The organism is Devosia nitrariae (assembly GCF_030160115.1).
Classification (GTDB): Bacteria; Pseudomonadota; Alphaproteobacteria; order Rhizobiales; family Devosiaceae; genus Devosia; species Devosia nitrariae.
Genome location: NZ_BSNS01000002.1, coordinates 262,830 through 275,387 on the forward strand (window position 1 = coordinate 262,830; position 12,558 = coordinate 275,387).

General features: G+C 64.0%; 14 protein-coding genes. 8 read left to right on the forward strand and 6 right to left on the reverse strand.

The window, feature by feature from the left end:
• Nucleotides 1-22: 22 nt before the first annotated feature.
• Nucleotides 23-424, forward strand: a complete 402-nt coding sequence (locus tag QQK18_RS01915; protein WP_284338582.1) for a DUF6766 family protein — start codon at nt 23-25, stop codon at nt 422-424.
• A gap of 80 nt (nt 425-504) precedes the next feature.
• On the opposite strand, the gene QQK18_RS01920 is transcribed toward QQK18_RS01915, so the two are convergent.
• Nucleotides 505-1,170, reverse strand: coding sequence for a YiaD family glycine zipper/OmpA-like lipoprotein (locus QQK18_RS01920; protein ID WP_284338583.1), 666 nt, complete (start codon nt 1,168-1,170; stop codon nt 505-507).
• Between the two features lie 78 nt (nt 1,171-1,248).
• Entirely contained in the window at nt 1,249-2,019 is a 771-nt protein-coding gene (locus QQK18_RS01925) for an SDR family NAD(P)-dependent oxidoreductase (protein WP_284338584.1), read from the reverse strand.
• A gap of 209 nt (nt 2,020-2,228) precedes the next feature.
• On the opposite strand from QQK18_RS01925, the gene QQK18_RS01930 reads away from it, so the two are divergent.
• Together QQK18_RS01930 and QQK18_RS01935 are read left to right on the forward strand one after the other, a co-directional pair.
• The gene (locus QQK18_RS01930; protein WP_284338585.1) at nt 2,229-2,774 is read left to right on the forward strand and encodes a sigma-70 family RNA polymerase sigma factor; all 546 of its coding nucleotides are present in this window, start codon (nt 2,229-2,231) and stop codon (nt 2,772-2,774) included.
• Nucleotides 2,771-3,409: an NrsF family protein gene (locus tag QQK18_RS01935; RefSeq protein WP_284338586.1), complete on the forward strand. Its 639-nt coding sequence runs from the start codon at nt 2,771-2,773 to the stop codon at nt 3,407-3,409. Before QQK18_RS01930 ends, QQK18_RS01935 begins: the two co-directional genes overlap by 4 nt.
• 74 nt (nt 3,410-3,483) lie before the next feature.
• Here the strand turns inward: QQK18_RS01935 and QQK18_RS01940 are convergent, their stop codons facing one another.
• Entirely contained in the window at nt 3,484-4,023 is a 540-nt protein-coding gene (locus QQK18_RS01940) for a GcrA family cell cycle regulator (RefSeq protein WP_284338587.1), read from the reverse strand.
• 396 nt (nt 4,024-4,419) lie between these two features.
• Between QQK18_RS01940 and QQK18_RS01945 the strand changes: the two genes are divergently transcribed.
• The 5 genes from QQK18_RS01945 to QQK18_RS01965 all read left to right on the forward strand — a co-directional run bounded on the left by QQK18_RS01945 (nt 4,420) and on the right by QQK18_RS01965 (nt 9,293).
• Nucleotides 4,420-5,619 carry an aspartate aminotransferase family protein gene (locus QQK18_RS01945; RefSeq protein WP_284338588.1) on the forward strand — a complete coding sequence of 400 codons (1,200 nt, stop codon included), beginning with the start codon at nt 4,420-4,422 and terminating at the stop codon, nt 5,617-5,619.
• Between the two features lie 45 nt (nt 5,620-5,664).
• A complete protein-coding gene (gene argF, locus QQK18_RS01950; RefSeq protein ID WP_284338589.1) occupies nt 5,665-6,594 on the forward strand; it encodes an ornithine carbamoyltransferase in 930 nt (309 codons plus the stop codon).
• Between the two features lie 93 nt (nt 6,595-6,687).
• Nucleotides 6,688-7,689: an Hsp33 family molecular chaperone gene (locus QQK18_RS01955; RefSeq protein WP_284338590.1), complete on the forward strand. Its 1,002-nt coding sequence runs from the start codon at nt 6,688-6,690 to the stop codon at nt 7,687-7,689.
• A 163-nt stretch (nt 7,690-7,852) separates the two neighbouring features.
• On the forward strand, nt 7,853-8,572 hold the full coding sequence (locus QQK18_RS01960; protein WP_284338591.1) for a LuxR family transcriptional regulator: 720 nt from the start codon (nt 7,853-7,855) through the stop codon (nt 8,570-8,572).
• 67 nt (nt 8,573-8,639) lie between these two features.
• Nucleotides 8,640-9,293 (forward strand): acyl-homoserine-lactone synthase, encoded by a 654-nt coding sequence (locus QQK18_RS01965; protein ID WP_284338592.1) that lies wholly within the window; start codon nt 8,640-8,642, stop codon nt 9,291-9,293.
• Nucleotides 9,294-9,792: 499 nt separating this feature from the next.
• On the opposite strand, the gene QQK18_RS01970 is transcribed toward QQK18_RS01965, so the two are convergent.
• The 3 genes from QQK18_RS01970 to QQK18_RS01980 are packed head-to-tail and all read right to left on the reverse strand — an operon-like array spanning nt 9,793 to nt 12,539.
• Nucleotides 9,793-10,884, reverse strand: coding sequence for a Gfo/Idh/MocA family protein (locus tag QQK18_RS01970; protein ID WP_284338593.1), 1,092 nt, complete (start codon nt 10,882-10,884; stop codon nt 9,793-9,795).
• Nucleotides 10,881-12,122 (reverse strand): Tm-1-like ATP-binding domain-containing protein, encoded by a 1,242-nt coding sequence (locus QQK18_RS01975; protein ID WP_284338594.1) that lies wholly within the window; start codon nt 12,120-12,122, stop codon nt 10,881-10,883. Before QQK18_RS01975 ends, QQK18_RS01970 begins: the two co-directional genes overlap by 4 nt.
• A gap of 3 nt (nt 12,123-12,125) precedes the next feature.
• Entirely contained in the window at nt 12,126-12,539 is a 414-nt protein-coding gene (locus QQK18_RS01980) for a cupin domain-containing protein (RefSeq protein ID WP_284338595.1), read from the reverse strand.
• Nucleotides 12,540-12,558 lie beyond the last annotated feature (19 nt).

Sequence of the window (12,558 nt, forward strand, 5' to 3'; positions counted from 1 at the left end):
CGAACATGCCCGGATCGTCGATATGGAAGAGATACAGTTACGCCTGGGTCACCCTCGGCTTTTAGTCATCTCGATCGTCGGCCACTGGCTCTTTGGGTGGTTTGCCTTCGTTGACGAGCAGGCCTCCCATGGCGAGGTCCCGCAGGTGGGGCCCTATCTTATCGTGATGACGCGCGACACGCTCGAGAACTGGCAATCGGAGTTCCTGCAACTCCTCTGGCAGATCGGCGGATTGGCGTTCCTGCTGTTCGTTGGCTCGCCCCAATCCAAGGAAGGGGACGACCGCATGGAAGCCAAGATCGACGAGATCCTCAAGCGCGTCGATCCTTGCAATGGCGAGGCCATCATCAATGAGCTCGACGAGGCCTATGCCGGCCGCCATACCGACCCGCATTATCAGCAGCGGGCCGAACGACGCGAGTAGTTCAACGGCAGGAATGCAACTGCGCGCATGCAAAGGCCCGGAGCAGGACTCCGGGCCTTCGTTGAAAATCCCGACGGAGCTCAGCCCTGGATGGGCGAGAGCTTGATCTCGACACGCCGGTTCTGCGCGCGGCCGGACTCGTTGGCGTTGGAGGCGATCGGTTGGGTCGCGCCCATGCCTTCGATATAGAAGCGGCGCTGGTCGATGCCCTGGTTGGCAAGGAGCGTAGCAACCGACACCGCGCGGCGCTGCGAGAGGCCGAGATTGTATTCGGCGCTGCCGGTCGAGTCGGTGTGCCCGTAGACGTCGACAATGGTCTTGTCGAACTTCTTCAACACCAGGGCGACCGAGGTCAGCGTAGACGTGAACTGCGGCTGCACCGTCGCGCTGTCGGTGGCGAAGGTGATATTGGAGGGCATGTTGAGGATAATCTGGTCGCCTACGCGCGTCACCGACACACCCGTTCCCTGCAGCTGGGCGCGCAGTTCGGCTTCCTGCTGGTCCATATAGTTGCCGATGGCCGCGCCGGTGAGGCCGCCAACACCGGCGCCGATGAGCGCACCGACGCGCGGGTCGCCGCCAACCGCCGCGCCCACCAGCGCCCCGGCAAGCGCGCCGCCGCCCGTGCCGAGCAAGGCGCCGCCGGCAGTATTGGAGATGCGCTGCTGGCCCGTATAAGGATCGGTGGTGGTGCAGGCCGTCAACGCCAATGCGGCAATGGATGCCGCGATAATCTTCGATTTCATCAGTGTCCCCCTGACAAGAGAATCGCCCCGTGGAGCCTGTCTGGTATGCGAATAAGGCAGGAAGGTGGTGAGAAGCAATCAGGTATTGGCCCAGCCGCCATCGACGAGGAACTGCTGTGCCGAGATCATGGCGCTATCGTCGGCGGCAAGGAACAGCGCCATGCGCGCGCAGTCATCCGGGAAAACGCGGCCGGCCAGCGCCTGCGCCTCATCGATCAGCCGCTCGGCGTCGGCATTCAGCCAGTGCGTCAACTGCCTCTGCGTCATTACCCAGCCGGGAGCCAGGGTGTTGACGCGGATACCGGACTTGCCGAGCTCGCGCGCCATGGCCCGGGTCATCCCGTGAGTTGCCGCCTTCGCCGTCTCGTAGACGGGGATCCTCGGGCTCATGATCATCCAGCTGATCGAGCCGAAGTTGATGATCGAGCCCTTGCCTGCCCGCATCATGCCCGGCGCCACCGCCTGGATGGCAAAGAAGGCGTGCTTCAGATTGACGGCGATGCGCTCGTCCCAATAGGTGGGCGTCACATCGCTCCAGTCGTGCCGCTCGTCGTGCGCTGCGTTGTTGACGAGGACCAGCGCATCGCCATGGGCGGCGGCAAAGCCGTCGATGGCGGCCTTGTAGGCATCGGTATCGGTCACATCGCAGCGGGCAAAACGCACCGTCTGTCCGGCGGCGGTGAGCTCGGCGGACAACTTCTCGCCCGCCTCCGCCGCGATATCGACAAAGCCGACCTTCGCGCCCTGCCCGGCGAAATTGCGCACGAGCGCCTCCCCGATGCCCGAGGCGCCGCCGGATATCACCACAGGGCGCCCGGCAAGGGTTGGATAGCTGGCATAGTCAGTCATGGCCTGTCCCCGAGATTCACTTTGCAACGCAACTAACCCGGAAGCGAGGCGGGCGGCAAGAACGCAGCGAGCGCGGCAACGAGGCTGAACAAATGTTACGCCGCTGTTTTCTGCTCATGGGATCGTGGTCGACATTTTCGGTTGCGGCATATATTTGCAGCCGGCATGTAACGAATGGTTCTGCTCGGCGAACTCATCAGGAAGACGCATTGAACCCCGACGTAGACAGAAGGCTTGCCGGTCTGATGCAGCGGGCGCTTGACGGCGACGAGGCGGCCTACGCCGTGTTGCTCAAGGAGGTCGCGGCGGTCGTGCGGCGCGCGGCGCGCGGCAGGTTGGCGCCGGGCATCGGGGTTGATCCCGAGGACATCGTGCAGGAAACGCTTCTGGCCATCCACCTCAAACGCCACACCTGGCAACCGGATGGCCTCATTGGTCCGTGGGTGCATGCGATCACCCGCTACAAGATCGTCGATGCACTGCGGCGGCGCGGGCGGCACGCGACAGTCGTGATGGACACTGTCGTTGAAACACTCGAAGCCGAAGCCCAGGAGGAGCGGCCCCGCGGGCGTGACATCGCCACGGCGCTCGGCGGCCTCAGCGACGGGCAACGACGCGTGGTCGAGGCCATATCGGTCGAGGGCCGCTCGATCCGCGAGACGGCCGAGGCGCTCGGCATGAAAGAAACGGCAGTGCGGGTGGCGCTGCACAGGGGACTGGCGGCGATCGCGTCGCGGTTCGGGAAAAGGACATGAAGACGGACGACCTCATCATAGCGCTGACGGCTGACGCCGGCCGGGTCAGGCGCCCTATGGACGTGGTGCTGGAGTGGCTGACGGTTGCTGCATGCGTTGCGGCCGCTCTTGTCTTCGCCGCGACCATCGGTCCGCGCGCCGATATCGGCGAGGCCGCCACCACCGGGCGCTTCCTGTTCAAGTTCGTCGTCACCATTGCGCTTGCCGGCAGCGCCTTCTGGCTGCTCCTGCGCCTGAACCGCCCGGGGGCGGCCGGCAGGCGCGACCTCGTCCTCCTCGCCGCCGCGCCGGCTCTGCTGCTGCTGGCGGTCGCGGCCGAGTTCTTCAGCGTGCCGCAGGCGCAGTGGGCGATGACCGCCATGGGCAAGAACAGCTTCAATTGCCTCACCTGGATTCCGCTCATCGGCATCGGGCCGCTGGCGCTGCTCCTGCCGACCCTGCGGCACGGGGCGCCAACCCGCCCGGCCCTCTCCGGTGCGGTAACAGGTCTGCTTGCCGGCGGGATAGCGGCGACGTTCTATGCGGCCAACTGCACCGACGATTCACCCTTCTTCGTCGTCACCTGGTACCCCCTCGCCATCGCCATGCTGGCGGCGGTCGGGGCGGCAGCGGGCAAGCTCATCGCGCGCTGGTGAAGGCGCGGCAGGAGGAGCCCAAATAAAAAGGGAGGCCGAAGCCTCCCCCTGCAAACTCACTCACAGCCGGTATGTCAGCGCTTCTTCTTGTCCATCTGGTGGTAGGCCCGCCGCGCGTGGAACTCGCAATAGGGAATGCCTTCGTTGGACGCCTGCCCGCAGAAGTAGAAATCCTTGGAGAGCGGGTCGCCGATGGGCCACTTGCAGGTGTGCTCGTTGAGCTGCAGCAGCGAGAGGCGCTTGTCCTCGGGGATGAACAGCTCCTGCACCTGCGGGGCGACGTAGACCTCGGTTTCCATCTCGGGACTGGCGGCAAGGGCCGTCGCGCCGATGGTCTGGGTGCGCATGATGCTGGCGCGAGGCTTGGACATTCCCATCCCGCTGCCCATGCCCGACGAGGGCGAGGCGACGCGGCGCGGGGTCGTGCGCTGCACCGAGCGGCGCGGCGCCGAACTGGTCGGCTTGGCGCGGGCCGAGAGCTTCAGCCGATGCACCTTGCCGATCACGGCGTTCCGCGTCACCCCGTCGCCGAGCTCGCCCGCGATCTGGCTGGCCGAAAGGCCTTCCATCCAAAGTTTCTTGAGCAGCTCGACGCGCTCGTCGGTCCAACCCATGGTCTGCGCTCCTGAAACCATCGTCAAAGCAGAATCCCTCATCGCGCTGCCAGAACGGCACGGCAGCCGCCATCTCTATAATTCGTATGTCGCAGGGGTCCGCCACACGAGATATCGTGTCCCCAACGCGTCCGATAGTACGCCACGGGCGGAATCGGGATCAAGAGTCGGCCTCGACTTTCCCCGGAAAAACCCATGCTTAAGATTGAGTTAAGAAAGCCTGAGTCAAATCAGGCACTTGAGCCGGTTCGCATTGACTTGTCGGGCCTATTTGCCCTATTTCAGGGCCTCGCGCGCCGCCAGAGGGCAGCGCGCTTTTGGTTTTTCAGGGGCTCGCGGTGCATTCCGTCCGGCTCCTGAGTCATTCCTGCAACACTCGCAACCTCGGTGAACACCATGTCTGCGCTTTACGGCACGTATGCCCGGTCCGAACTCGCTTTCGAGCGGGGCGAGGGCATGCGACTTTTCGCGCAGGATGGCACCGAGTATCTCGATTTCCACGCGGGCGTGGCCGTCAATGCCCTCGGGCATGGGGATCCGCATCTCGTGGCGACCCTCAAGTCGGCGGCCGAGAAGGTCTGGCACACGGCCAACACCTTCACCATTCCCGAGCAGGAGCGGCTCGCCCAGCGGCTGGTCGATGCCACCTTCGCTGATGCCGTGTTCTTCACCAATTCGGGCGCCGAGGCGATCGAATGCGCCATCAAGAGCGCGCGGCGGTATTTCTGGGACAAGGGCGAAGCGGACCGCTATGAGATCATCGCCTTTTCCGGCTCTTTCCACGGGCGCACGCTCGGCGCCATCGCCGCGGGCGGCAATTCCAGCTATCTCGAGGGCTTCGGCCCGCCCGCCCCCGGCTTTAAGCATGCAACACCCAATGACCTCTCTTCGGTCAAGGCGCTTATCGGTCCCCAGACCTGCGGCATTCTCATCGAGCCCGTGCAGGGGGAGGGCGGCGTTACCGCCATGTCGAACGAGTTCATGCAGGGCCTGCGCGCGCTTTGCGATGAGCACGACCTGCTGCTGATCCTCGACGAGATCCAGTGCGGGTTCGGCCGTACCGGGCTTTTCTTTGCCCATGAATGGTCGGGCATCACGCCCGATATCGTTGCCGTCGCCAAGGCCATCGGTGGCGGCTTCCCGCTGGGCGCTTGCCTTGCCAGGAACGAGATCGCCAGTGCCATGGTGCCGGGCACGCACGGCTCGACCTATGGTGGCAATCCGCTCGCCTGCGCCGTCGGCAACGCGGTGCTCGACCGCGTTCTAGCCCCCGGGTTCCTCAACCATGTCAACAGCATGGGCCAGAGGCTCTCCTGGCACCTGCAGCAGCTCTCCCAGCGTTTCCCGCAGTTCGTGGTGGAAATGCGCGGCAAGGGCCTGCTCACCGGGATCAAGATCACGCCGCCGGCCAAGGATTTCGTCATACGCCTGCGCGACGACCACAAGCTCCTGACCATCGCGGCGGGAGACAATGTGCTGCGCCTCCTGCCGCCGCTGATCGTTACCGAAGCCGATATCGAGGAGGCCGTGGCGCGCATCGCGGCCGCCTTCACCGCCATCGAGGCCGAAACGGCGACCGCACCTGCGGTCGACTGAGCGCCCTTCCCCCAAAGCGTCACAACCAGCCGGACACACAGCGTCATGACCGGAACGCCCAGACATTTCCTTTCCATCGCCGACCTCAGCAAGTCGGAGTTGCGCACCATCCTTGACCTCGCCGCGGCGCTCAAAACCCGCCTCAAGGCTGGCGAGCGTCCGCCGCTGCTGCAGGACAAGGTTCTCGCCATGATCTTCGAGCGCGAATCCACCCGCACGCGCGTGTCGTTCGATGTCGGCATGCGCCAGCTCGGAGGTGAGACGCTGATGCTGACCGGCAGCGAGATGCAGCTGGCCCGCGAGGAGACGCTTTCGGACACGGCCAAGGTCATGGCGCGCTATGTCGATGCGATCATGATCCGCATCCTGGCGCATGACGACCTCCTCGAGCTCGCCGCCGCCTCCTCCATACCGGTCATCAACGGCTTGACCCGGCGCGGCCATCCCTGCCAGGTGATGGCCGACATCCAGACGTTCGAGGAGCGCCACGGCTCGATCGAAGGCGCTCGGGTCGCCTGGGTGGGCGATAGCAACAATGTGATGATGAGCTGGGTGCATGCGGCTGAGAAATTCAACTGCACGCTCGCCATCGCCTGCCCCGAGCAATTCGGGCCGGACCAGGGTATGATGGCCGACATCCGCCGGGCCGGGGGGGTCGTCTCGCTCGGCGTCGACCCGTTCGAAGCGGTCGAGGGCGCCGATCTCGTCATCACCGATACCTGGGTTTCCATGGGCGACACCGATCCCGGGGAGCGCCGCCGGGTCTTGAAACCCTACCGCGTCGACACCAAACTAATGCACCGGGCGAGCAAGGACGCGCTGTTCATGCATTGCCTTCCCGCTCATCGCGGCGACGAGGTCACCGACGAGGTCATCGACGGGCCGCAGTCGGTCGTGTTCGACGAGGCGGAGAACCGCCTGCACGCACAAAAGGCGATCCTGGCCTGGGTCTTCGGGATCGAAACCGTAGAATAGCAAGGTAACGGCCCGGCCTGCATCGCCCTCTGCCCGGAAGGGACAGGGGCTGGTTGCGTTGCTGCGCAAACCGATGCCAAATGGAAAGCACTCATGGCAGACACCATCACATCCAACCTCGGCCTTGACCGACCGGAAACCGGTGACGATGCCGTCGTGCCCTTCACCCTCGAGAACCTCGACACCCGCGGCCGGTCCGTGCGGCTCGGGGCAGCGCTCGATGCCATGCTGAAGCGTCACGACTATCCGCCCCCGGTTGCGCGGCTCCTGGGTGAAGCCGTCGCGCTTGCAGCGCTCATCGGCTCGTCGCTGAAGTTCGAGGGCCGTTTCATCCTGCAGACGCAGACCGATGGTCCGGTCAACCTGCTCGTCGTCGACTTCGATGCGCCCGACGGCGTGCGCGCCTATGCGCGCTTCGATGAAGCGGAGCTCGACGCCGCGGTCGCTTCGGGCCGGGCGAGGCCGGGCGAGCTCCTCGGCAAGGGGCACCTTGCCATGACCATCGATCAGGGCGAGCACATGGAGCGGTACCAAGGCATCGTTGCACTCGAGGGCGATTCCCTCGAAGAAGTGGCGCACACTTATTTCATGCAGTCCGAGCAGATCCCGACGCATGTGCGCCTGGCCGTCGCCGAGCTCAGCCAGAGGGGCGATCCGGTTTCCCACTGGCGTGCCGGCGGCGTCCTCATCCAGCATCTGCCTGATCACGGCATGGCCGTGATGCCGGACCTGCCAGGCGACGGCGATTTCGACAATCCGGAAACCGCAGACCCCGATTTCGTCGAGCCCGACAGCTGGACGCGGGCGCGGACCCTGCTCTCCACCGTAGAGGATGCCGAACTCGCCGATCCCACCGTCTCACCCGAGCAACTGCTCTTCCGTCTCTATCACGAGACGGGAGTACGGGTCTTCGAACCGACGGCGATCGAGGAGCGCTGCACCTGCTCGGCCGAGCGTATCGAGGACATGCTGCGCAACAGCTTCTCGAGCGAGGAGCGCGCCGAGATGGCAGTCGACGGCCAGATCGAGGTGGTCTGCGAGTTCTGCTCGAGCGCCTACCACTTCAATCCGCATCAGTTCGAGACGAGCAACTAGCGCACCGAGCGAATACCGCTCTTTCATGCAAGGCACGGGTGCTCCAGTCTTTTTTCCCATGGCGGCCGCGCAAGGCGGATTTGCGCAAGTTGTCAAACGCTTGCGCAAATCAGCTCTACGCAGCACAATGGTTCCTTGTTCAGCGAGGCAAGAGGCGGGCCAGTTGAATTCGGAACTGATGACGACCATAGAGGCGGTCCAGCATCAAACGTCGGGCGAGGCCATTCGCGACATCCTGTACCGGGCCATAAGCTCGTATGGTCTTGACCGCTTTATCATATCGGGCCTGCCCGATCGTGGGCAGGACGTGCGACCGTTCGTGCTGCTATCGGGCTGGCCCGACGAATGGTACCAACGCTACACTAGGCTCGGCTACGTGCATCTTGATCCAGTTGCGCGCCACTGCTTCACGACGACATTACCGTTCGACTGGTCCGAGGCAGGCTACGACCCGACCTCGGATCTGCCCGCTAAACGGGTGATGGACGAAGCTGCCGAGTTCGGCATGCACGACGGTTTCTGCATTCCCGTCCATATGGAAGGGGGAATGCAGGGCGTGGTTTCGCTGGTCGGCAGCACGGCCGAGGTCGACGAACACTCGCGGTTGGAGCTTCACATGCTCGCGCTCTATGCGCATGGGCGCCTGCGCTATCTCAACATGCCGGGTAGTGAGCAGCCGCGGCGGCGTGCCATTACGCTGCGGGAATCCGAAGTGCTGAAATGGGCGGCCAGCGGCAAGACGGCGGGCGAGATCGCGGTGATCACGGGCTTGTCCGAACGCACTGTCAACCAGCACTGCGTGAATGCCCAGACCAAGCTCGGCACCAAGAACCGCACACATACGGTTGTCGAGGCCATCCGGCACCGGCTGATCACATTGTAAGTTCTAACAATACCGTAACCTAACTCGAGCGTGCCTTAATATCCGCAGAACCATGGGGATCGGCGGCATGAAGGTACACCTTTTGGGCGCCCATAACCGCGCTCGATATGGAGATTTGCTCGAAGAGAATTACAAGTTGCGGCATCGAATCTTTGTCGACCTGCAGGGCTGGGAGGCAATCCGGCGTCCCGACCAGCGTGACGTGGATGCCTTCGATGGACCCAATGCCGCTCATATTCTGGTGACGGAGGATGGCGAACTCGTCGGCGGGTCGCGCTTCAACTGTCACGACGGACCGACCTTGCTGCAGACGGTCTTTCCGGGGCTCGTAACGGAACCGTTTCCAGCGCCACCCGCGCTAGGGGCCGATTGGACGCGCTTTTACGTGCGCCCTGATCGTCGCGAGGGCCGGCGCCGGGCCCCGGAGTCTGCAGCCCTTTTCTGCGCGATGATGGAGTATGCCCTGTCCCAGGGCTACGCCTTCATCACCTTCGTTTCGACCATTTACATGGTCGAACTGGGTGTGAGCATGGGCTGGCGGATCGCTCCCCTGGGACCGCCGGCCAAGATAGACGGCAAGCCGACAGTCGCTGCCTCGATCGAGGTTTCCGAAGATGCCCTGGACAGCGTCCGGCGGGTCACCGGCATCGGTCAGGCCGTTCTGCCGTTTGGCGGCACCGACCTGCGTACCGGCCGCTCCGTTGCGTTCGGAGGGTTCTAAGACGCCACGCGGGTGATCCGGATGGTTGTGCAGTACAGCGATCTTAGTGCCAGCGCGCCGAACTTGGAATTGCAGCAGTCGCGCGCTCATCCCGCACCGCCTAGGCCCGGCAAAAGCGAACAGCCGAAGCCAGCTGAGGTTGGGCGAGAATACTGAGCCGTAAGTTCCGCCACCTGCCGCTTGGAAAGCGGATGGACGGTGTCGTTGGAGAGCCTCGCAAACAATAGACTGCCGGCGCGAGACTCCGGTCCGAAGAAGCGATTGGCGACAATTCTGCCCAGCGCCTGGAAGACATGCTCCCGGTCAGGGGGCGTTCGTGTCCGGTCACGAGAACGCATCGGTCGCGTCACCAGGCGATATTTGGGAAATCGACGGTGTCCGGACTAAATGGATCTGGCATCCCCCCACCTCCTGCCCCTCCGCCACTTGCCGGAACCAGTTTCACCTCGAGCGCCGCCGATGTGGTCGGAACCGAAGACGATCCATCTCCCCAGCACAGTCATGCCGCCGACGCGCGCCGCACGGCGAGCCGATGTTCTTCGATGAACTCCGCCACGTCGATCTCCCGCCCGGTGTGGACGCTGCGGATTGCGGCATAGACCATGGCCTGCGACTTCACATGAGTTTCGATGCTGGTTTCCATTTCCCCGCCACCGTCGAGCCAGCGGACAAAGCGATCGATCAGCCAGACATTGCCGAACTTGGTCTGCTGGGCGGCAGGTATGGGCTCGCCCTCCCCTTCCTTGCGGCTGCCGCGCTGCCGGGTGGGATCGTGGCGGTGCCGTTCAACTTCGCCATGGCTGAGGACTATGACTCCGTTCTCGCACTCGGCGCGAACATACGCCTTGAAGTAGGGATTGATGGCCACCGCGTTGCAGCTGGTGCCTTCGTAGGAGAGCTTGACGCCATTCTGAAAGGTGGCGATGGCAAGCACATTGGCATCGCCCTTAAATTCACCCCAGGGCGGTGTCCAAGAGCGCGCAAATATCGTGGCGCAGTCGGCGCCCGCTAAGTCACGTATCATGTCAAAGTGATGGATACCGGCTTCCCCCAACATCACATCGGGCAGTTCGTGACGGAAGGCGGCCCAGGCGCCGTACTTGCGCAGTTCGCCCGTCTGGCGGAACACGAGATAATCGAGCGGCCCGTCCAGCCCCGAGCGCAATGTATTGCGGAACGTGGTATTGGGCTGGTCGAACCGGTGCGTCATCGTCATGGCCAGCTTAGTGCCAGCCTTCTTCACCAGTTCGTGGACCCGGATAGTCGCCTCCATCGTGTCGGCCACCGGCTTCTCGCATAACACACGGAGGCCGGCCGCTATCGACAGGCGGATATGCTCCTCGTGATGCCAGGCCGGTGTCGAGATGAGCACGAAATCGGCGCGGACCTTGGCAACCAGTTCCGCCGCTGAAATGAAGCAAACCTCATCGGACAAGTTGTGGAAGGCCTGCGCGGCTTTAAGGGCCGTGGTGTCGGTATCTGCGATGCCGACCACTTCGATCAGCCCATCGGCGATGTTAGGCGGCACGAATTGCTCCGACCAGAGCTTGCCATAGCCCCCCACGCCGATCTGCAGCATGCGATAGCTCATTTTTGTACTCCTCTGGCGGAAGGTCGGCGCATCATGGCGACGAGGGCGTCGGCCATCGCTTGAGCGAAGGCGCTGTCATTTATGTCGAGGTCGAGTTCGGTAATCTCGACCTGGCCCCCCGCACCCTCTTGGATGCCGTTCAAGAGGGCCGCGTCGGCATCCGGATCGTGAAAGACTCCCCCGACTACGGCGATGGCCGAAATACCGGCTTTGGGTATGAAGAGTCTGGTCGGGGCATCCGCCGCGGCCAGGCGCTCGCCAATTTGGCGGCCAAGTACGGCGCACTCCTCCGGCGTCGTCCGCATCAGCGTAATGTTGGCATTGTGCTCGTATAGCAGGCGGCCCTCGAACCTGGCCGGCACGCTTGCCCGCGGCCCAAAATTGACCATGTCCAGCGCGCCGAGCGAGACCACTTGCGGCACGCCATGCTTCCCCGCCATTGTCAGGCGGCCGTCATGTGCGGGAAATATCCCGCCCACAAGGGCGTCGGCCAGCTCTGTCGTGGTCAGGTCCAGCACCCCGGCAAGATAGCCGCCCGCGACCAGGGCCTCCAAGGCTTGCCCGCCGGTGCCCACCGCGTGAAAGATGATCACTTCATAACCCTGCTCCTCGAGCCGAGCCTTGGCCGCCATCGCGCCGGGCGTGGTGACACCGAACATGGTGGCACCGACCAACGGCCTGTCGCCGGCGGTCGGACCCGCCGCTTGTTGATAGGCCGTGGCCATGCCCGCGATGGCGCCTGCCGCATTGCCAATGACGCGCCGGCTGATGCGGTTCAGCCCGGCAACGTCCACCACCGAATGCATCATGGTGATGTCGGTGGTCCCGACATAGGCGCGGGTATCGCCCGAGGCGACGGTGGAAACGATGAGTTTGGGTACGCCGACCGGCAGGCCCCGCATGGCAGTGGCGGCCAGCGCGCTGCCGCCTGAGCCGCCCATTGCCGCAACCCCATGCAGTCGCCCTTGCGCGTGCAGATCGGACAAGAGCACTCGCGCACCCTCCGAGAGCCGTGTGAGTGCCACACCCCGGTCCCTAGCGGCCAGCAGAGCGTCGATATCGGCGCCTGCGGCCGCGGCGACCTCTGCACGTGAAATGTCGGGGACAAAGCCCGGAGCGCCGAGCACGCCGGCATCGACCACCGTTACCTGGTGGCCGAGAGCCCGTAGATGGTCGCGCATGACTTCGTACTCGGCCCCCTTGGTGTCGAGCGTTCCGACGAGAACGACGCCGGCCACGGTCTAGGCCTTACGCTGCAGCCGCGGCAGGGAACCCGCGGGCACCTCGGCAAAGTCGGGCAGCGCGGCAAGGTCGACTTCAGCGCCACCAGGGTTGTAGAGTGCCAGCAGGCGCAGCGGTTCCCAGCCTGTATTGACCGTCGAATGGTAGATGGCAGTTGGGATGTAGATCGTGTCCCCCGGACCCACCTGGAATTCAGGCTTGTCGTCGACCATCTGCCGTCCCTCGCCGGATAGGACATAGAGGATTTCTTCGGCAGCGGAGTGGTTGTGGCGGGTGTGACCTTCGCCCGGCAGCAGCACAACCTCCCCAAAGGTCAACTTGGCTCCCGGCGTGGCCAAAGGGGACACGAACCACTTGATCAGTCCCCAGTCGAATGTCTGCGTCGGAACCGTCCGATGATTTATCGCGCTCATGAATTCCTCTCCTCCCAAA